At 62.3% G+C, this 20,071-nt stretch carries 18 protein-coding genes; 10 read left to right on the top strand and 8 right to left on the bottom strand.

The window, feature by feature from the left end:
- Positions 1 to 3 precede the first annotated feature (3 nt).
- Complete coding sequence (locus tag HU767_RS15500; RefSeq protein WP_186729906.1) at positions 4 to 1,005, bottom strand: sugar kinase; 1,002 nt, start codon at positions 1,003 to 1,005, stop codon at positions 4 to 6.
- A 154-nt stretch (positions 1,006 to 1,159) separates the two neighbouring features.
- On the opposite strand from HU767_RS15500, the gene kdgR reads away from it, so the two are divergent.
- On the top strand, positions 1,160 to 1,942 hold the full coding sequence (kdgR, locus tag HU767_RS15495; protein WP_186705892.1) for a DNA-binding transcriptional regulator KdgR: 783 nt from the start codon (positions 1,160 to 1,162) through the stop codon (positions 1,940 to 1,942).
- 594 nt (positions 1,943 to 2,536) lie between these two features.
- On the opposite strand, the gene HU767_RS15490 is transcribed toward kdgR, so the two are convergent.
- Entirely contained in the window at positions 2,537 to 4,084 is a 1,548-nt protein-coding gene (locus tag HU767_RS15490; RefSeq protein ID WP_186729905.1) for a carbohydrate porin, read from the bottom strand.
- Between the two features lie 170 nt (positions 4,085 to 4,254).
- On the opposite strand from HU767_RS15490, the gene HU767_RS15485 reads away from it, so the two are divergent.
- The 6 genes from HU767_RS15485 (at position 4,255) to HU767_RS15460 (ending at position 11,090) form a co-directional block, all read left to right on the top strand.
- Positions 4,255 to 5,529: an ABC transporter substrate-binding protein gene (locus tag HU767_RS15485; protein WP_186729904.1), complete on the top strand. Its 1,275-nt coding sequence runs from the start codon at positions 4,255 to 4,257 to the stop codon at positions 5,527 to 5,529.
- Positions 5,530 to 5,550: 21 nt separating this feature from the next.
- Entirely contained in the window at positions 5,551 to 6,513 is a 963-nt protein-coding gene (locus tag HU767_RS15480) for a sugar ABC transporter permease (RefSeq protein ID WP_186729903.1), read from the top strand.
- The gene (locus HU767_RS15475) at positions 6,510 to 7,352 is read left to right on the top strand and encodes a carbohydrate ABC transporter permease (protein WP_186705888.1); all 843 of its coding nucleotides are present in this window, start codon (positions 6,510 to 6,512) and stop codon (positions 7,350 to 7,352) included. Before HU767_RS15480 ends, HU767_RS15475 begins: the two co-directional genes overlap by 4 nt.
- A 31-nt stretch (positions 7,353 to 7,383) precedes the next feature.
- Positions 7,384 to 8,523 carry a sn-glycerol-3-phosphate ABC transporter ATP-binding protein UgpC gene (gene ugpC / locus HU767_RS15470; RefSeq protein ID WP_186729902.1) on the top strand — a complete coding sequence of 380 codons (1,140 nt, stop codon included), beginning with the start codon at positions 7,384 to 7,386 and terminating at the stop codon, positions 8,521 to 8,523.
- Positions 8,520 to 10,022 (top strand): glycoside hydrolase family 32 protein, encoded by a 1,503-nt coding sequence (locus tag HU767_RS15465; RefSeq protein ID WP_186729901.1) that lies wholly within the window; start codon positions 8,520 to 8,522, stop codon positions 10,020 to 10,022. The genes ugpC and HU767_RS15465 overlap by 4 nt, the downstream gene beginning before the upstream one ends.
- Before the next feature lie 75 nt (positions 10,023 to 10,097).
- Entirely contained in the window at positions 10,098 to 11,090 is a 993-nt protein-coding gene (locus HU767_RS15460; RefSeq protein ID WP_186729900.1) for a LacI family DNA-binding transcriptional regulator, read from the top strand.
- Positions 11,091 to 11,269: 179 nt separating this feature from the next.
- Here the strand turns inward: HU767_RS15460 and HU767_RS15455 are convergent, their stop codons facing one another.
- Positions 11,270 to 11,875: a TetR family transcriptional regulator gene (locus HU767_RS15455; protein WP_186705884.1), complete on the bottom strand. Its 606-nt coding sequence runs from the start codon at positions 11,873 to 11,875 to the stop codon at positions 11,270 to 11,272.
- 166 nt (positions 11,876 to 12,041) lie between these two features.
- Between HU767_RS15455 and HU767_RS15450 the strand changes: the two genes are divergently transcribed.
- The 3 genes from HU767_RS15450 to HU767_RS15440 all read left to right on the top strand — a co-directional run bounded on the left by HU767_RS15450 (position 12,042) and on the right by HU767_RS15440 (position 15,100).
- Positions 12,042 to 13,136: an alkene reductase gene (locus HU767_RS15450; protein ID WP_186729899.1), complete on the top strand. Its 1,095-nt coding sequence runs from the start codon at positions 12,042 to 12,044 to the stop codon at positions 13,134 to 13,136.
- Between the two features lie 69 nt (positions 13,137 to 13,205).
- Positions 13,206 to 13,994, top strand: a complete 789-nt coding sequence (locus tag HU767_RS15445) for an SDR family oxidoreductase (RefSeq protein ID WP_186729898.1) — start codon at positions 13,206 to 13,208, stop codon at positions 13,992 to 13,994.
- 89 nt (positions 13,995 to 14,083) lie between these two features.
- Positions 14,084 to 15,100, top strand: coding sequence for an NADP-dependent oxidoreductase (locus tag HU767_RS15440; protein ID WP_186729897.1), 1,017 nt, complete (start codon positions 14,084 to 14,086; stop codon positions 15,098 to 15,100).
- Between the two features lie 20 nt (positions 15,101 to 15,120).
- On the opposite strand, the gene HU767_RS15435 is transcribed toward HU767_RS15440, so the two are convergent.
- The 5 genes from HU767_RS15435 to HU767_RS15415 form a co-directional block, all read right to left on the bottom strand.
- Positions 15,121 to 16,731: a gamma-glutamyltransferase family protein gene (locus HU767_RS15435; protein ID WP_186729896.1), complete on the bottom strand. Its 1,611-nt coding sequence runs from the start codon at positions 16,729 to 16,731 to the stop codon at positions 15,121 to 15,123.
- A gap of 42 nt (positions 16,732 to 16,773) precedes the next feature.
- Positions 16,774 to 17,553 carry an amino acid ABC transporter ATP-binding protein gene (locus HU767_RS15430; protein WP_053184086.1) on the bottom strand — a complete coding sequence of 260 codons (780 nt, stop codon included), beginning with the start codon at positions 17,551 to 17,553 and terminating at the stop codon, positions 16,774 to 16,776.
- Between the two features lie 2 nt (positions 17,554 to 17,555).
- Positions 17,556 to 18,332, bottom strand: coding sequence for an amino acid ABC transporter permease (locus HU767_RS15425; RefSeq protein WP_186729895.1), 777 nt, complete (start codon positions 18,330 to 18,332; stop codon positions 17,556 to 17,558).
- A gap of 12 nt (positions 18,333 to 18,344) precedes the next feature.
- Positions 18,345 to 19,151 (bottom strand): ABC transporter substrate-binding protein, encoded by an 807-nt coding sequence (locus HU767_RS15420; RefSeq protein ID WP_186729894.1) that lies wholly within the window; start codon positions 19,149 to 19,151, stop codon positions 18,345 to 18,347.
- A 74-nt stretch (positions 19,152 to 19,225) separates the two neighbouring features.
- Positions 19,226 to 19,894 (bottom strand): GntR family transcriptional regulator, encoded by a 669-nt coding sequence (locus HU767_RS15415; protein WP_053122016.1) that lies wholly within the window; start codon positions 19,892 to 19,894, stop codon positions 19,226 to 19,228.
- Positions 19,895 to 20,071 lie beyond the last annotated feature (177 nt).

The following is a 20,071-nucleotide window of genomic DNA, read 5'->3' as shown; positions in this document are numbered from 1 at the left end:
AAGTCAGACCTGTGCAACAGAAGGAAGTGAGGACGCGCCCATGTTCGGCATCGCCGCGTGGGGAATCAGCGCACCCCGGTATTGGACGACCTGGGCCGCCAGGCGATGGCCCCAGCGAGCGGCCTGCTCCGGATCGCCGCCGCGCAGGCGGCACGCCAGGTAGGCGGCGCTGAACGAATCACCGGCCGCGGTGGTGTCGACGACATGGGAAACGGTTTGCGCGGGCACGTCGAAACGCCCCGTCGGGCACTGGATCAAGCAACTGGCGGCGCCACGCTTGAGGGCGACTTCGCGCACGCCCAGCTCTGCATAGGCACTGAACAAGGCCTCCGGGTCGCGATAGCCGAACAGGGCCACGTCATCTTCCCAGGTGACCAGGGCCAGGTCGGTCAGGTGCAACAGGTCGCGGTAGGCCTGCCGGGCGGTTTCAGGATCGGGCCAAAGATGGGGACGGTAGTTGTTGTCGAAGACGATGCGCGTGCCGGCCCGACGGGCCAGGTGCACGGCGTCGATCAAGCGTTGGCGCCCTGCTGGCGTGAGGATCGCCAGGCTGATGCCGCTCAGGTAGGCGTAGTCGTAGTCGGCCAGTGCCTCGAGCATGGTGTCGGCCTCGGGACCTTCGAACATGCGTCGCGCCGCTGCTTCCCCGCGCCAGTAGTGGAAACGCCGCTCGCCGTGTGGATCGGTCTGGATGAAATACAGCCCGGGCAGCGCGTCCTCGATCACGCGGACATGGGCGTCACCGATCCCTTCGGCCAGCCAGGAGCGGCCCATGGCGACGCTGAACGCATCGTTGCCCACGGCCGTCATGTAGTCCACGGCCACAGCGCCACGGGGATTCAATCGGGCCAGGTAGACCGCGGTGTTGAGCGTATCGCCACCGAACGTCTGCGTGATCGCGGCGCCCGGCTCACCGCGCATCTCGATCATGCACTCGCCCACCAGCACCACCTTCAGCGGGCGAGTGAAGCGGGTCTCGGAGCCATGGTTATGCGTCAAATCCATCATTACGCGCCTTTTCTTTATTTTTAAAACGGCGTTTCATTTTTGTCTCAAGGCCCGAGTCTAGTCAGATTTCCGCCCTCGTCAAGGAAAAATGAAACAGCGTTTTGTTCTGCTAGCGTATATCCTTGGGTTTTACTTTCACGTTGGAGCCTTCATGGACAACAGCGTCATTCCAAACAACGATCTGGTGTCGGCGGTGGGCCGGACCATGGCCGTGCTTGAGGCACTGGCCGAGCATCCGGAAGAAAGCGGCGTGTCGGAAATCGCCAACAAGCTGGACATGTCCAAGGCCACGGTCTATCGCTTCCTCCAGTCGCTCAAGGCCCGTGGGTATGTGGTTCAGGACGCCGAGGACCGTTATCGCCTCAGCGTCCGGCTGTTCGAATTGGGCGCCCAGGCCCTGCCCCACCTGGACATCGTCCGGGAAGCGGAGCCCGGGATGCGCAGGATCAACGAGCTGACGGGCGAGACCGTGCACCTGGGGATTCTCGACGAAGGCAGCATCGTCTACGTGCACAAGATCGACTCCAAGTACAACCTGCGCATGTACTCGCGGATCGGCCGGCGGGCGCCGTTGTACTGCACCGGCATCGGCAAGGTGCTGATGGCCTGGCTCGAAGAAGACGAACTGCTCGCCCACCTGGCGCTGGAAAGCTTCGAGCGCCGCACCGCCAACACCCTGACCAGCGTCGAGGCGTATCTGCTGGAATTGGAGACCGTTCGCCAGCAAGGCTATGCCGAGGACCATGAAGAGTTCGAAGACAACATGCGTTGCCTGGCCGCGCCAATCCGCGACCGCTTCGGCCACGTGATCGGCGGGATGAGCGTTTCATTCCCGTGCTTTCGCTTCCGGGAAGAGTTGAAGCAGGACTACGTCAAGCAACTGATGCAGGCCACCCAACAGATTTCAAGTCAGTTGGGTTGGCATGGGCACTGATGGCCGTCGACAAACCCGTGGCGAGGGAGCTTGCTCCCGCTCGGCTGCGAAGCAGTCGTGAACCGGCAGGTGCGGTGTGTCTGACGCCCCTCATGCGGCAGGTTTTGGGGCCGCTTCGCGACCCAGCGGGAGCAAGCTCCCTCGCCACAGGTCCGTCGCCGTTCTTAAGTGAACCGCATACCTGTGGGAGCGGGCTTGCTCGCGAAGGCGTCGGCACATCCAACATCATTGCAATCTGATCCACCGCTTTCGCGAGCAAGCCCGCTCCCACAATGGATCTTCACCAGGCTCAAAGTTCATATGTACCGCAAAACCTGTGGGAGCGAGCCTGCTCGCGAAGGCGTCAGCACATCCAACATCACTGCAAGCTGACACTCCGCTTTCGCGAGCAGGCTCGCTCCCACAATGGATCTTCAGCAGGCAAAAAATCATATGTACCGCAAAACCTGTGGGAGCGGGCTTGCTCGCGAAGGCGTCGGCACATCCAACATCACTGCAAGCTGACCCTCCGCTTTCGCGAGCAGGCTCGCTCCCACAGGGATGTGGGGTGCTCATGAGCCTTGCATTCAGCTTGCAGGTTTCACTGGGCGGGCCTCAGAACCAGGTTTCCATCTGGATGCCGTACTGCCAGGTGCCGCCGGCGTTGAAGTCGGTCTTGCCGAAGGCGTCCGTGGTGCTGTACCTGTCCAGGTCCGACGACCAGTTCATGACGCTGGCGAACAGGCGCAGCTCAGGGCGGGTGAGCAGATCGCCCAGGTCGGGCTTGAAAGTCGGAGCGACCGTGAATTTCCAGAAGTTGCCGTCGACCGCATTACGTTGCAGGTAGCCCTTGGGGTCGAGCTGCATGGTTTGCCAACTCATCTCGTAGGCCATCTCGAAATTGCTGTTGATTTCGTTGGCCAACCGCACGTTCAGGGTCATCCAGCGGTAGTCGTCGCCCTTGACGTAGCGGTCCTTGCTTTGCTCGGCCAGAAGGCTTGGGCCGATGCGCCAGTTGGGCGCCAGCGGCGTCTCGCCGTACAGCGCCAGACGCAGCGCACGAGCGTCGTCGATCAGTTCGCCGTCGGCGCCGACATTCTTGACCTCCGCCCCCAACCCTTGGCCATAGAGCAGCGCCGTCTTGAAGAAGCCTTCGCGACCGAAGAAGTTTTTCTGGTGATTGGCAACCATGCTGTGCAAGCCGGAATCGGCCGGCGTCAGCCCTGCTTCGTTGACGCGGGTGCCGACGTCGTTTTTCTTCGAGCCGATGGCGTTGAACATCCACTGCCACTGCCCGCCGTCGAAAAACTGATTGGAGGTCAGGATGTAGCTTTCCACATCGGCATTGACGCTGCCCTCGCTGAAATCCCCGTAGTTACGACCGATCAACGAGTAGTTCGAGCGCCAGTCCTTGGTCATCTGTATGTCATAGATGCCGCCGCCAGTGCCGGCCAGATAGACCACGTCCGAGTCCAGCCAGTGAATGTCGAAGTTGTCCCTGTCGAAGCGCTTGCCGGCCCATAGGGTGGCGTTTTCGAACATCGAATTGCCCTTGAATGCCGCCAGGTGATCGAGTTCGGTGAACACCTGGCGCACGTTCAGGTTGCTTTCCTCGGCGGTCCAGTCGTTGGAACTCTCCACGCCATCGGCGATGGACACCGTGAATTTGGAGCGGGTGCCGTTCTGCGCATACAGCTCTTTCGACAAGTCGATGCGCATGTAGGTGTCGTCCTCGTTACCGAGCCGCCCGACGGCGCCGCCGACAGAACCGGCCGGGGTGGTGTAAGGACCGCCACGACCACCGCCCAACCCATCGTTGATCAGCAAGCCGGAACGGGCGTAGCCCTTGAAGCTGAAGCCGTCGGTAAGGTGTGCGCCACTGCCCGGCTTTTCCGTGCCTTGCTGACTGGCCTCGAGTTTTGCCAGGCGGGCATCGACCGTTGGCGTCGCAACGGCGGCGACAACCGGTGGCGTGGCGAGTTTGATCTGCTGCAATTCCCTGGCGAGTGCCTGGGTTTGCTGTTCGGCGGCGGCGGCACGTTTTTCCGCTGCGCTGGCACGGGCCTCGAACGCGGCCATCCGCTCTTCCAGCGTCGCGGCCTGAGAAGTGGTCGCCGAGACGCCGAGCACGCTTGCGAGTAGCCAGCTTGATGCTTTCTGCATGTGGATTTTCCCTGTTTTGTTTTTATTGTTCTGTTGCCGCGAACGGCCTTATTCGCCCAGGTCATGAATTGTCTAACCGAAGGAAAAAAAGGATGCCTCAGCGCAAATACACTGCTACATTTGGCGATGTTAACGTTAACTTTTCTAAAAACAAAAATAAAGAGGGCTTTATGAAACAGCTCAAATCGTTCCTTCCAGCGGCGTTGCTCGGTCTTTGCGTCGGGTTTCCAACCCTGTCGATGGCCGCCAACCTGACGATTTCCTGCGGCGCCGTGGGCGCGGAATTGCAACTGTGCAAGGAGGCTGTCGAGGCCTGGTCGAAGCAGACCGGCAACAGCGTCGAGGTAGTGTCCACGCCTAACTCGGCGACCGAGCGGCTGTCGTTCTACCAACAGATCCTCAGCGCGCAATCCAGCGATATCGACATCATCCAGATCGACATGGTGTGGCCGGGCATGCTGGCCAAACACTTGATGGACCTGCGCGAAGTGCTGCCTGCCAATGCGACCCAAGGTTATTTCCAGGCCCAAGTGGACAACGCCACGGTGAACGGGCGCCTGGTCACCATGCCGTGGTTCACCGACTCGGGGCTGCTGTATTACCGCAAGGACTTGCTCGAGAAATACAACAAGCCCGTGCCCCAGACCTGGGAAGAAATGACCACCACCGCCAGGGCTGTCCAGCAAGCCGAGCGCGATGCCGGCAATGCCAACGCCTGGGGTTATGTGTTCCAGGGGCGCGCCTATGAAGGCCTGACCTGTAATGCGCTGGAATGGATCAGCAGCCAACCGCAAGGCGGACTGGTCAACGCCCAAGGCGATATCGTGGTCAACAGCCAGGCCTCAAGGGCGGCGTTGACCTTGGCCAAAAGCTGGGTCGGCGACATCGCCCCCCGTGGCGTGCTCAATTACACCGAGGAAGAAGGACGCGGTGTGTTCCAGTCGGGCAATGCGCTGTTCATGCGTAACTGGCCGTATGTCTGGGCCCTGGTGCAAAGCCAGGACAGCGCCGTGAAGGACAAGGTCGGCGTCGCGCCCCTGCCCCGCGGCGGCGCGACGGGCACCCACGCATCCACACTCGGCGGCTGGGGCCTGGCGGTGTCGCGCTACAGCGCCAACCCCAAACTCGCCGCCGAACTGGTGAGCTACCTGAGCAGCGCCCAACAGCAGAAACACCGCGCCCTGGTAGGCGCCTATAACCCAGTGATCGAGTCGCTCTACCAAGATCCCGAGTTGCTCGCGGCCATGCCTTACTACAGCCAACTGCACAGCATTCTCAACGATGGGGTCATGCGCCCCGCCTCGATCACCGCCGACCGCTATCCACGGGTCTCCAATGCGTTCTTCGATCAAGTGCATGGCGTACTGGCGGGCGAGCGGCCGGTGGATCAGGCCCTGGCCGAGCTGGAAAGCGAACTCACACGAATCAAACGCCGGAACTGGTAAGCCACAAGGAAGGAAATCACCATGTCTGCCTCCACCACACTCGCCCCTGACGACGAGTACCCGCTCACCCCGGAAACGCCGGTACAACGCCGTCGCGTTCGCGCTGCCTGGCTGTTCCTGACCCCGATGCTGCTGTGCCTGGCCCTGGTGGCGGCCTGGCCGCTGTTGCGCACATTCTGGTTCAGCCTGACCGACGCCAGCCTGGCCGACACCGGCGACGCGACCTTTGTCGGCTTGAGCAACTACCTGTTTTATAGCGGTTCCGCCTGGTCAGGCCTGCTCGTCGATCCACAGTGGTGGAATGCGGTGCGCAACACCTTGCATTTCACCGTGGTCTCGGTGGGATTGGAAATGGTCCTGGGGTTGCTGGTGGCGCTGCTGCTCAACGTCCAGTTCAACGGACGCGCCCTGGTGCGGGCGTTGATCCTGATCCCTTGGGCGATCCCGACCATCGTCTCGGCAAAAATCTGGTCATGGATGCTCAACGACCAGTTCGGCATCATCAATCACCTGATGCTCGGCCTCGGCCTGATCGACGCGCCCCTGGCCTGGACCGCCGACGCGGACCTGTCGATGTGGGCGGTGATCATCGTCGACGTCTGGAAGACCGTGCCGTTCGTTACCCTGCTGATGTTGGCGGCCTTGCAAATGCTGCCCAGCGATTGCTACGAAGCCGCCCGGGTCGATGGCATTCACCCGGTTAGGGTGTTCTGGCGGGTCACCCTGCCGCTGCTGATGCCGGCGTTGTTGGTGGCAGCGATCTTCCGCATCCTCGATTCCCTGCGGGTCTTCGACGTTATCTATGTGTTGACCTCGAACTCGTCGAGCACCATGAGCATGTCGGTGTATGCCCGCCAGCACCTGGTGGAATTCCAGGACGTCGGTTACGGCAGCGCCGCCTCGACCTTGCTGTTCCTGGTCGTCGCGGTGATCGCCATGGCTTATCTGTACCTCGGACGCCGTCAGCTGGAGGTGCGCTCATGAGCCCGCGCCTGCTGAAAAAAGCCCTGTTGCGCCTCGGATTCTGGTGCCTGATCGGAATCTTGCTGGTGTATGCGGTCTTCCCGTTCTACTACGCCATCGTGACGTCGCTAAAACCCTCCAGTGCCTTGTTCCAGGTGAGTTACTGGATCGACAATCCCGACTTTTCCAACTATGCCGCCGTGCTCAACCAGGCCTCGTTCCTGCGGGCTATCGGCAACTCGCTGGTGGTGGCGCTGTGCGTGGTCACCCTGGCGCTGTTCCTCAGCCTGACCGCCGCTTATGCCTTGGGCCGGGTGAAGTTTCGCGGGCGCGGTCCGGTGTTGATGATGGTCTTGGGCGTTTCGATGTTTCCTCAAGTCGCGGTGCTGTCGGGACTGTTCGAGGTGATCCGTTTCCTGGGCCTGTACAACACCTCTTGGGCGTTGATCCTGAGCTACACGATTTTCACCCTGCCCTTCACCGTCTGGGTGCTGACCACCTTCATGGGGCAACTGCCCCATGAGCTGGAAGAGGCCGCGATCATGGACGGTGCCTCACCCTGGATCACCCTGACCCGCGTGCTGTTGCCGCTGCTCTGGCCGGCACTGGTCACCACTGGTCTGTTGGCCTTCATCGCCGCGTGGAACGAGTTCCTGTTTGCCCTGACCTTCACCCTGACCGACTCGCAACGCACCGTCCCGGTGGCCATCGCACTGATTTCCGGCGGCAGCCCCCATGAGTTGCCCTGGGGCCTGTTGATGGCGGCGTCGGTGCTGGTCACGGTGCCCTTGGTGATTCTGGTGCTGATCTTCCAGCGCCGCATCGTTTCCGGCCTCACTGCCGGTGCGTTAAAGGGTTGAGGCCCAACACAAATAAGAAAGGAACAGCATCGTGATCAAGTTGAAGCTGGACAACGTGAACAAACAATTGGGTGGCGCGCGCATTCTTCGTGACGTCAGCCTGGAAATCTCGGCCGGTGAGTTCGTGGTCTTCGTCGGCCCTTCGGGCTGCGGAAAGTCGACCCTGCTGCGCCTGATCGCCGGGCTGGATTCGATCTGTGGCGGCGACCTGCTGATCGACGGTCGCCGGGTCAACGACCTGGAGCCACGCGAGCGTGGCGTCGGCATGGTGTTCCAGTCCTATGCGCTGTACCCGCACATGAGCGTCTACGACAACATCAGCTTTGGCCTCAAGTTGGCCAAGACCGAAAAGACCAGCCTGCGCGAGCGGGTGCTGAAAACCGCGCAAATCCTGCAGTTGGACAAGCTGCTGCAACGCAAGCCAAGGGAACTGTCGGGCGGCCAGCGCCAGCGCGTGGCCATGGGCCGGGCCATGGCGCGGGAGCCGGACATCCTGTTGTTCGACGAGCCACTCTCCAACCTCGACGCCTCCCTGCGTGTGCAGATGCGCAACGAAATCGCCCGCCTGCATGGGCGACTGGGTTCGACGATGATCTACGTGACCCACGACCAGGTCGAAGCGATGACCTTGGCCGACAAGATTGTCGTGCTCAATGGCGGGCGCATCGAGCAGGTCGGCTCGCCACGGGAACTCTATGAGCGTCCGGCCAGCCGTTTTGTCGCCGGATTCCTCGGTTCACCCCGGATGAATTTCATTGCCGCGTTCCTGCATACGCCGGGCGAAACCAGCCAGGTGGAAAGCCTGGTGCTGGGCATGACGTCCCTGCCCGTCGACAGCTCGGGCCTGACGGCGAATACGCAACTGAGCCTGGGGATTCGCCCGGAACATCTCTTCCTCAAGGCGGCACAGGGAACGACCGGCCTCGTGGTGAGCGCGGTCGAATACCTGGGCAGTGAAACCTATGTGCACCTCGACACCGGCCAGGACGAACCCATGGTCTGTCGTTGCGAGGTCAACGCCGGATGGCGGGTGGGTGACCGGGTCGAGCTGCAACTGGATATCGACAACCTGCATGTATTCGACGCCCACGGCACGGCCTTGAAGCGCCACACCATCGACAGCCTGCCTGCTGGCGTGGCTCCACGCCCGGCATCTGCGGGCGCCCTATGACCTTGTCCTTGAAGAACATGAACAACCCAATGCCAGCCTCTCTCGAAAGGGCCCAGCAGGCCCTGATCGATAACCTGCCTCACCTGATCCATGACTATCGACCCGACTATCACCTGGCCCCGCCAACGGGTTGGATGAACGACCCTAACGGGGTGGTGTTCTTTCGTGGCGAGTACCACGTGTTCTACCAACACCACCCCTTCGACGCCAAATGGGGCCCGATGTACTGGGGTCATGCCAAGAGTGCCGACCTGGTCCATTGGCAGCACCTGCCCATTGCCCTGGCACCCGGCGACGACTTCGACCGCGACGGCTGTTTTTCCGGTAGCGCGGTGGTGTGTGGCGACACCTTGGCGCTGATCTATACCGGGCACACCTGGTTGGGAGACGTCGGTGACGAACGCTTCATTCGCCAGGTCCAATGCCTGGCCACCAGTGTCGACGGCGTCAGGTTCGTCAAGCATGGCGCCGTCATCGAGCACGCACCGCAAGCGGCAATCATGCACTTTCGCGACCCCAAGGTCTGGCAGGAAGACGGCTATTGGTACCTGATTGCTGGCGCACGCCTGGGCGATACGCCGCTGCTGCCGCTGTACCGCTCCACCGATCTGCACACCTGGGAATTTCTCGGCTACGTGTCCAGCGGCAATGAGGGCGATGGCTACATGTGGGAATGCCCGGATCTGTTTCGCCTGGACGGACGCGATGTGCTGCTGTATTCCCCGCAAGGCATGAAGCCCGAAGGCTATGAACGGCTCAACAAGTACCAGACCGGTTATCGCATTGGACAGCTCGACAGCGACTGGCACTTCAGCGGCGGGCCGTTCATCGAGCTGGATAACGGTCACGACTTCTACGCCGCGCAAACGCTGGTGGCCGCCGATGGTCGGCGCCTGGTGTGGGCCTGGCTGGACATGTGGGAAAGCCCGATGCCGAGCCAGGCCCATCACTGGTGCGGCATGCTCGGTTTGCCCCGCGAGCTGGAATTGCAGGGCGATCGCCTTGGCGTGTTTCCGGCCCGAGAGCTGACGGCGCTGCGCCAGGCGCCGTTGCCGAGCGTTGCGCCATGGGCTGAGTCCGGCAGCCGCTGGGTGCCGCAGGTGACAGGCGACCGGTTGGAAATCCATGTGCACCTGGATCTGCTCGGTTGCAGCGAAGGCCAACTGGGCATCGCCTTGCGCTGCAGTGCCGATGAGCGGGAACAGACGCTGCTTTACTACGACGCGACACTGCAACGCTTGGTGCTCGATCGCAGCCGCTCGGGGGCGCAAGTGAGCGGTCAGCGCAGCGTGTCGATCGATCAGGCGCAAACGCAACTGCACCTACGGGTGTTTCTCGATCGCTCGTCCATCGAGGTGTTCGAGGACAATGGCCGTTTCAGCCTCAGCAGTCGCCTCTATCCCCGGCCCGACAGCCTCGGGGTGAAATTGTTGGCCAACGGCACTGGCGGGCGCGTCGCCATTGCCAACGCCTGGCCGCTGGGCTCGGGTTGGCTATGAGTCACGTCATCCGAGTCGCGAGAAGCGCGGGCGCTGTGGCATGATTCGGCGTCAACCTGACTGGCCGCACTTCGCATGACTTCCGTGAAAGACGTTGCACAGCTGGCCGGCGTATCCCTGATGACGGTTTCGCGAGCGCTCAACACGCCGGAAAAACTGAGCCCCGAAACCCTCGAGCGGGTCCGTCGCGCCATCGATGAACTGCAATTCGTACCGAGCCTGTCGGCGCGCCGGATGCGCGGCGACAACCTGCAAGCACGTACCATCGGGGTGTTCGCACTGGACACCGCGACCACGCCGTTCGCCGTTGAGTTGCTGCTGTCCATCGAGCAGACCGCGCAGCAGGCGGGCTGGAATGTGTTCATCCTCAACCTGCTGAGCAACCCGCCCACCGACCAGAACATCGATCTGATGCTGTCGCACCGTCCCGATGGCTTGATCTTCAGCGCCATGGGCTTGCGCCAGGTGAGCATTCCCGAGCGACTCAAGCGCAAACCGCTGGTGCTCGCCAATTGCCTGGCCGATGACCACCAGTTGGTCAGCTATGTGCCGGATGATGAAGCCGGGCAGTATCGCGCCGTGCATCATGCGTTGAGCCAAGGCTATCGGCGCCCGCTGTGCATCAATCTGCCCAGGAAAAGTGTGGCCTGGCGCCTGCGTCAGCAAGGCCTGCAACGCGCCTGCCAGGCCTTCGGGCTGGCGCCGGATGCGCTCCTGCAATACGACCTTTCCGATCACGATGCCTACGGTGAAACCGCCGCCATTCTCGACCGGCATATCGTCGACGGCCGTCCGCGATTCGACATCCTGGTCTGCGGCAACGACCGCATCGCCTTTTGTGCCTATCAATGGCTGTTGGGCCGCGGTTTGAAAATTCCCGGCGATGTCGCGGTGCTCGGCTATGACAACATGATCGGCATCGCCGAACTGTTCATGCCGCCATTGACCACGGTGCAACTGCCTTACTACGAGATCGGTCGCCAGGCGGCCCGGCACCTGATCGAGACCCTTGAGGTATCGGGCCCTCAACCGGTGGATTGCCCGCTAGTGGTCAGGGCATCGCTATAAGACCGCCGGCAACCTGTGGCCAGAGATGCACCTTTTTTTGCTTAAGTGAACAGCATCATGATCACTCCAATCCTGTGGGAGCTGAGCTTGCTCGCGATAGCGGTGGGTCAGGCTGCATTGAAGTTGTATGTGCCGCCGTCATCGCGAGCAAGCTCGGCTCCCACATTGATCTCGGGTGCTTATGATTCGGTGTCCACGGCAGGCTGCTGCGCGGGTGCTGGCGGCAACGACGCGATGATCCGGGCGCGGCACACCTCGAGGATTTCATCCGCCAGGGCGGAATCGTCCGGGCAGGACCGCGACAACATGATCGCGCCGACGGCATGGGCCAACATGTCGAGCATCTTCGCCCTCACCTCTTGCTGCGGCGCCTCTTGCCCGGTGTCGTACTGGCTTTCGAGCGCCGCCAGCGTGTTTTCGATGCCGTTGGCAAAGGTCGCCTTCAGCTCGGGCGGTTGACGGGCGGCATCCCCGCACAGCGCCGCCATGGTGCAACCGCCGCCAGGGGCGTCACGGTGCTCCCTGGACACGTAGACATTGACGAACTCAGGCACGCCGATACCCACATTGTTGGTCAGCGATTGCGCCAGGCCGTTCGCGGCCGCTTCGGCCATCAGGTCGGCCTTGGAGCCGAAATGTTTGTAGAAACCGCCATGGGTGAACCCGGCGGCCGCCATCAGATCCGCCACACCCACGCCGTCAAAGCCTCGCTCACGAAACAGGACAGAGGCCGTCTCGACGATGTGCTCCCGATTGGCCTGGGCCTGGGCCTTGGTTACGCGCATTTTTCACTCCCTCGTGCTGCTCAAAATCATGCTCACATCATACATAGATGTCGAGCATAATCAAATTCGTTGACAGTTTAGATTTCGGTCATCATCCTAATGAAAAGCCCGCTCACGTCGGCAGGCTGTGCGCAACGTTTATCCAAACATACGGAAACAAGACACCATGACCGACCAGAACCTGTTCACGCCCTACACGCTGGGTAACCTCACACTGTCCAACCGAGTGGTCCTGGCACCGCTGACACGTAACCGTGCGGGGCAAGGTTTTGTACCGAGCGAGTTCGCGGCCACTTACTACAGCCAGCGAGCGTCCGCCGGCCTGCTGATCTCCGAGGCGTCACAGATTTCCCGGCAGGGCCAGGGTTATCAGGACACGCCCGGGATCTACACGCCGGCGCAGATCGACGGCTGGCGCAAAGTCACCGAGGCCGTGCATGCCGAAGGTGGGCGGATATTCCTGCAACTGTGGCATGTCGGTCGGGTTTCCCACGTCGACCTGCAAGAAAACGGCGCCGCCCCTGTGGCCCCCTCCGCTTTGCGTCCGGCGACCAAGGTGTTCGTCAACAACCGTTTCGAGGACGTTTGCGAGCCGCGAGCGCTGGACATCGACGAGTTGCCGGGGATCGTCAACGATTTTCGCCAGGCGGCGGCGAACGCCATCGCGGCGGGATTTGATGGCGTGGAGATCCACGGCGCGAACGGCTATCTGCTGGACCAGTTCCTCAAGGACGGCGCCAATGTGCGCACCGATGCCTACGGCGGCTCGATTGAAAATCGCGCTCGCCTGCTGCTGGAAGTGACCGCGGCCGTCGTGGGAGCAATCGGGGCCGAACGCACCGGCCTGCGCCTCTCGCCCGTCTCGCCGGCCAATGGCGTGTCCAGCAGCGCGCCCCAGGCCCAGTTCGACTACCTGGTCGATCAGCTCAATGCCTTGGACATCGTTTACCTGCACGTGGTCGAAGGCGCGACGGGCGGGCCGCGCGACGTTGCGCCCTTCGACTTCGGCTCATTGCGCCAGCGCTTCAAAAACACCTACATCGCCAACAACGGCTACGACCTGGACCTGGCCACCGCGCGGCTCGTCGAAGACCAGGCTGACCTGATCGCTTTCGGCCGGCCGTTCATTGGCAACCCGGACCTGGTCGAACGGCTCAAGACCGGCTCGCCATTGTCGGCCTTCAATCCCGCCACGCTCTACGGCGGCGGTGCGGCGGGCTACATCGACTACCCGACGCTCGCTGAATCCAGCGCGCGGTAATCCTGACCAGAACCCATCGGCGCACCTGGAAAACAGCGCGCTAACGTTCCCTGAAAAAGAGAATCACCCATGAACACTCGCACAACCGTTCTCATCACTGGCGCCTCCACCGGCATCGGCGCTGTCTATGCCCAGCGCTTTGCCCAACGCGGGCACAATCTGGTCCTGGTGGCCCGCGACAGCACTCGCCTTGAAGCGCTGGCCGTCAAGCTGCGCAGCGAACACAACGTTGCCGTCGACATTCTCCAGGCCGACCTCACCCAGATCAGCGACCTGACCACCGTCGAAGCCCGCCTACGGGACGACGCCAGCATCGGCATCCTGGTCAACAACGCCGGTGCCGCCCAGTCCGGCAGCTTCATCGAACAGTCGACCGACAGCGTCGCGCACCTCGTGTCGCTCAACACCACCGCGCTGGTCCGGCTGGCCAGCGCCATCGCCCCACGCCTGGTCCAGGCGGGTGACGGGGCGATCATCAACATCGGCTCCGTCGTTGGCCTGGCACCGGAGTTCGGCATGTCCGTCTACGGCGCGACCAAGGCGTTCGTGTTGTTTCTCTCCCAGGGCCTCAGCCTGGAACTCTCCCCGAAAGGTGTCTACGTTCAAGCTGTCCTGCCGGCGGCCACTCGCACCGAGATCTGGGAACGCGCGGGCATCGACATCAACACCTTGAACGAAATCATGGAAGTCAGTGACCTGGTCGATGCAGCGCTGGTCGGCTTCGATCGTCGCGAGCCGGTCACCATCCCGCCCTTGCAGGAAGAGGCGCGCTGGGATGCCTTGCAGGCGGCGCGCCAAGGCCTGCTCGGGCAAATCAAGCAGTCCCAGGTTGCCGAGCGCTATCAAGACCTGGCGTGATCGACGTCTAGCGGGCGCCGGCGCGAAGGAACGCGCCGGATGGCTCGACGCCTGCCCAGCCTGCTGCCCCCTTATGAGAACCAAGCACCATGAAGGCATTTCTAATCGACCGCTACGGCAAGCACAGTGGCCGTATCGGCGAGGTACCGGCCCCTGAAGTGGCTGACCACGACGTTCTGGTCCGCGTCCACGCCGCCAGCGTCAACCTCCTGGATTCGAAGATCCGCAAAGGCGAATTCAAACTGATCCTGCCCTACTCGTTTCCGTTGACATTGGGGCATGACGTAGCCGGGGTCGTGATGCGGGTGGGATCCCGTGTCCAACAGTTCAAGCCGGGCGATGAAGTCTATGCCCGCGCCCCGGATGGGCACATTGGCACCTTTGCCGAGCAAATTGCAGTGAACGAAAATGCCCTGGCCCGGAAACCGGCAAACCTCAACATGGAACACGCCGCCGCCCTGCCCTTGGTCGCCCTGACGGCCTGGCAGGTATTGGTGGAAACCGCGGGATTGAAGAAAGGGCAAAAAGTCTTCATCCAGGCCGGTTCAGGGGGCGTCGGCACCCTCGCCATCCAGCTTGCCAAACACCTCGGTGCCTTCGTTGCGACCAGCACCAGCACCCCCAATGTGCCTTGGGTCAAAGCGCTGGGGGCTGACGTTGTCATCGATTACAAGCAGCAGGATTTCTCCAGCGTCCTGCAGGACTACGACGTCGTGTTGAACAGCCTGGGCGCCGATGAACTGGAGAAGTCGCTGAAGATCCTAAAGCCCGGCGGCCAGCTCATTTCCATCTCCGGACCACCCTCCCCGCAGTTCGCCCAGACCCAGGGATTTTCCTGGCCGCTGCGGCTGATCATGGGCCTGCTGAGCAGTGGCATTCGCCGCAAGGCCCGTCGAAAAGGTGTGAGCTACGCCTTCGTGTTCATGCGCGCCAACGGCGCTCAACTGCGCGAGATCAGCACACTTGTCGAGTCAGGTAGCCTCAAGCCGGTGATTGACCGAGCCTTCCCTTTCGAGGCGACGGCCGATGCCTTGAGCTACGTCGAACAAGGACGCTCCAAGGGTAAGGTCGTCATCAGGATTCACTCAGGAATGATCGATGAGTGAAACCCGTTTGCCCACGTTCATCACCACACCGCAATGTGCGAATCCGCCCTCGGCTCGGTCCCACCACACAGCACGCCGCTGATCGGGTCGCGCAGGATGATCTGGCCGCGACCATAGTCGGTCAGGTCACTGGCGATCTGGACCTCATGTCCCCGTCGCGCCAGGGCATTGGCCAGGTCCCGTGAAGCCCCGTGCTCGATCCCGACCTTCATGTCGCCCAGCCATTGCCAGCGCGGTGCGTCGAGGGCCGCTTGCGGGTTCAGGCCGAAATCCACCAGGTTCATGACCATCTGCACATGTCCCTGGGGCTGCATGTAGCCGCCCATCACGCCGAAGGGGCCAAGGGCCTCGCCATCGCGGGTAAGGAACCCGGGAATGATGGTGTGGAAGGTCTTCTTGCCCGGGGCCAGGCAGTTGGTGTGGGTCGGGTCGAGGCTGAATTCCTGCCCACGATTCTGCAAGGCAATACCGCTGTTGGGCAGCACCACACCGGAGCCAAACCCGTGGTAGTTGCTCTGGATGAACGAGACCATGTTGCCCTCCCCATCCGCGGTCGCCAGGTACACCGTGCCGCTGGCGTGGGGGTCGCCGGGCGCGGGCGGTTGGGCCTGTTCGCCGATCTGCCGACGACGGCGGGCACTGTAGTCATCGCTGAGCAGGTCAGCCACCGCCACGCGCATGTGCAGGGGGTCGGTGATGTAGTGCAGGCCGTCGCTGTAGGCCAACTTCATCGCTTCCAGTTGGCGATGCCAGGTCTGTTGGCTGTCACGGTGATCGAAGTCGAAGCCTTCCAGAATCTTCAGGGCCATCAAGGCCACCAGGCCCTGCCCGCTCGGCGGGATTTCCCAGACATCCACGCCTCGGTAATTGACGTGGATGGGGTCGACCCACTGGGCGCGATAATCCTTGAGGTCCGAGGCCTGCAGATAGCCGCCGCTGGCCCGGGAATGAGCGTCCAGGCGCTCAGCCAAGGCACCGCGATAAAGGCTTTCGCAGGCGGTGTCGGCCAGTTCCTGGAGCGTGCGCGCCTGGGCCGGGTTGCGAAAGATCTCCCCGGCCCGTGGCGCCCGGCCGTCGATCAGGAACGTCTCAAACCAGGCGTCCAGCACGGCGTCCCGATGGGGTGCGAACTCGTTCACGGCGATCTGCCATTGATGGGCAACCACCGGTGACAGCGCAAAGCCGTCCCGGGCCAGGCTGATGGCCGGTTGCAGCAACTCGGCGAAGGGCAGCTTGCCAAAGCGTCGGGACAGCTCGGCCCACGCCGATGGGCAGCCCGGGACCGTCACCGGTGTCCAGCCATAGACCGGCATTTTTTCATGGCCAGCGGCATTGACCGCCTCGATGCTCAAGGCCGCCGGCGCATGGCCGTTGCCGTTGAGGCCGTACAACTGGCCCTTGCACCAGACCAGCGCGAAGGCGTCACCGCCGATGCCGCAGCCCGTGGGCTCCACCACCGTCAGCGCGGCCGCCGTGGCGATGGCGGCGTCGATGGCATTGCCGCCTTTTTGCATGATCTCGATGCCCGCCTGGGCCGCCAGGGGCTGGGACGCAGCGACCATGCCCCGGCGGGCGAAGACGCTCTGGCGTTGTGACGGATAAGGGTATTCGTGGGCAGAAAATTTAAGCATGGCAAAAACTCTTCAATACAGAAATTCGGTGGCCGGGAAACGTCACAGCACGCGGCTGAGAAAAGCCCGGGTGCGCGGATGAATCGGATGACAGAAAATCTGCTCCGGCGGCCCTTGCTCGATCAGCTCGCCCTGGTCGAGCACCACCACACGGTCCGCCACTTCCCGGGCGAAGCCCATTTCGTGGGTCACTACGACCATGGTCATGCCCTCCTCGGCCAATTCCTTCATCACTTGCAGCACCTCGCCGACGGTTTCCGGGTCGAGGGCACTGGTGGGTTCATCGAACAGCATGGCCTGGGGCTTCATGGCCAGGGCCCGGGCAATCGCCACCCGCTGTTGCTGGCCGCCGGAGAGCATCGATGGGTAGTGATCGGCCTTGTCCGCCAGGCCGACCCGCTCCAGCAACCCGCGGGCCTGTTCCAACGCGGCGGCGCGAGTCACACCGAGCACCTGGATTGGCGCCTCGATGATGTTTTCCAGGGCGGTCATGTGGGGAAACAGGTTGAAGCGCTGGAACACCATGCCTATGTCCCGCCGCTGCCGGGCGATGTTGCGCTCCGACTCACGCACCAGGCTGCCATCGGCCCGTTCGCGATAGCCCATGGGCTGGCCATTGACGCGGATGCGTCCGCCCTGGATGTCTTCCAGCAGATTGATGCAACGGATGAACGTGGTCTTGCCGGAGCCCGACGCACCGATCAGCACCACCACTTCGCCGCGCCGCACTTGCAACGAGATGCCCTTGAGAATCTGCAACTCGCCGAAGGACTTGTGAACGTCCAGCGCCTCGATGATCAACTCTTCGCTTTTATGCGCCATGGTCAACGTGCCCTCAGCAGGTTCAGGGTGCTGCGGCCGAACATCCGCGTCGACGCCGGCGGTGGCGACGAAGGCCGGTCCGATTGGCCGAAGCGAGTCTCCAGCCAGCGCTGGAAAAAGCCCCACAGCGTGGTCAGCAACAGGAAATAGATCGCCACCACCAGGTACAACTCGAATACTCGGAACGTCGCCGACGTGACCATCTGGGTACTGAGCAACAATTCCTGGACGCCGATCACGCTGACCAGCGTGGTGTTCTTGAGCATCACGTTGAACTCGTTGCCCAACGGCGGAACGATGACCCGGAACGCCTGGGGCAGGACAATGCGCCGCATCAGTTTGGCGAAGGTCATGCCCAGGGAACGTCCGGCCTCGTATTGACCCTTGTCCACCGCACCGATGCCGGCGCGGATGATCTCGGCCATGTAGGCGCCCTCGTTGAGGCCCAGGGCGATGATCGCCGCCTGGATATTGCCGGGGATCACCAGCCCAAAGAGGTCGATGTCATCGAAGCGGAAAATCCCGCCGGCAGCCAGCGCGGTGTAGAGAAAGACGATCTGCACCAGCAACGGCGTGCCGCGCATCAGCCACACGTAAAAGCGCACCGGTACATGCAGCAGCGGGTTCTTCGACAACCGCAACAGCGCCGCCGCCAGCCCCAGCACGCAGCCCAGCAACATCGCCAGCACACTGATCAGGCAGGTCAGCCAGAGCCCGGTGAGGTACACCCCACTGGGCTGGAGCAGGTACTGCCAGAACACATCCCAATTGAAATTCATCGACGGTTCACCTCAATCAAGGGTGTCACTGGAGACATGCCATTTGCCGAGCAGTTGGCTGTAGCTGCCATCGCTGCGCATATCGCCGATCACCTGCTGCACGGCGGCGGTCAGTTGCGGATCGTCCTTGCGAATGCCCAGGCCGGTGAGAATCCGGCTGAAGGCCGGCACGCCTTCCTCGAACAGGTCGGGGGCCATGGTGGCGTAGTAACCGGCGGTTTCCACGGTGGTGCCGTAGGCGTCGACCTGGCTGATGCGCAGGGCCTGGAAGGCATCGGTGTCGGAGTTGTAGACCACCAGTTTCATGGCCGGCTTGCCGGCCTTGGCCAGGGTTGCGTTCTCGGCGTCGAGCAAGGTCTTGATGGTGGAGCCATTGAGCACCGCGACCTTGTGTCCGGAGAGATCCGGCAGCGTCTTGAGGCCCTTGGGATTGCCCTTGGGCACCACCACCGCCTGGCTGGAATACATGTAGTTGACGATGTCGATCACCTCGCGGCGCTCGGGCTTGTCGAACAGCTGGTCGACGATCATGTCGCACTGTCGGGCCAGCAACGCGGGGAGCAATCCGGAAAAGGGAATGACCCGCCACTCCACCTTCTTGTCGCCCAGGCGCTTGGCGATTTCCAGCCCCAGGTCCACGGTTAATCCCTTGGGTTTCTGCGCCTCATCGAAGGACACCAGCGGCGGCGAATCCATGCCCGAGCAGTAGACGAGTTTATCGGCCTTGAGCAAACGCTCCGGGACAACGGGCGCGGCAACCGCCCATTGCGCACAGAAACCCAAGGATAAAGCGGCAACCAACAGGCGAGGCATATGCATGACCAGACACTCCAGTTCATTAATGACGGCAGTACTCAAAGTCAGAACACGGGCGGACTCGAAGCCCGCTCTCGTTATTTTTTCGATTGCAGGAACTCGATCAATTCAGGGACGGTGCCTTCGATGTGCGCACGCACCACCGCCTCGGCCTTCTCGGCATCGCCCGCACGCAGGGCGTCGAGGATCAGCATGTGCTCCTGACGCGCACTCAGGGGCTTTTCCACATGCTGCAGCCACAGGCGCATGGGCGCTTCGATCAGGGAATAAAGCGCGCTGATCTGCTTGAGCAATCGCGGACGACCGCTGAGGCTGCACAGGTATTCATGGAAGGCGCGATGGCGGCTGACCCACTCGGCGCTTTCCTCGCGGTAATCGTCCATCTCGTCCAGCAAGCGCTCCAGGGCGGCCAGCTGGCGCTCACCAATCTTCGCCGTCGCGACACGCACCGCCAGGCCTTCGAGGGCGCTGCGCATTTCGAAGACTTCGTGCAACTCATCGATGTCGAGGCCGCTGACCACCGCCCCGCGATTGGGCCGCAAGGTCACCAGGCCCTGGGCATCCAGGCGGCGAAAGGCTTCGCGCACTGGCATGCGGCTCATGCCGATCTCGTTGGCGATGTCCTCGGCAATCAGCCGGTCGCCCTTGCGTAACCGCCCGCCACAAATGGCATCGAGCAGGAAGTTGTAGGCCTCCTCCTCGGCCGTCATGGGCGGGCGTTCAGCGTACGTCGGAGCAAATTGCATGGCAGCACCTTCTGCATTTTTGTATCCAATTATCCATGGATTCATAAAAGCAGAATGCATGCCAACCACACGCGTTATCGTGCAAGGATTTGATTTGAAGGAAGTTTCCGAGGAGAACGACCGCCCGTCTCTGGCCCAGGGTGGTACGGGTGTGCTACCAAACAGCTCAGCGGCTGC

It is taken from the genome of Pseudomonas sp. SWRI179, from assembly GCF_014268705.1.
In the GTDB taxonomy this organism is placed as follows: Bacteria; Pseudomonadota; Gammaproteobacteria; order Pseudomonadales; family Pseudomonadaceae; genus Aquipseudomonas; species Aquipseudomonas zanjanensis.
This window is presented reverse-complemented; position numbering and strand designations above follow the sequence as displayed.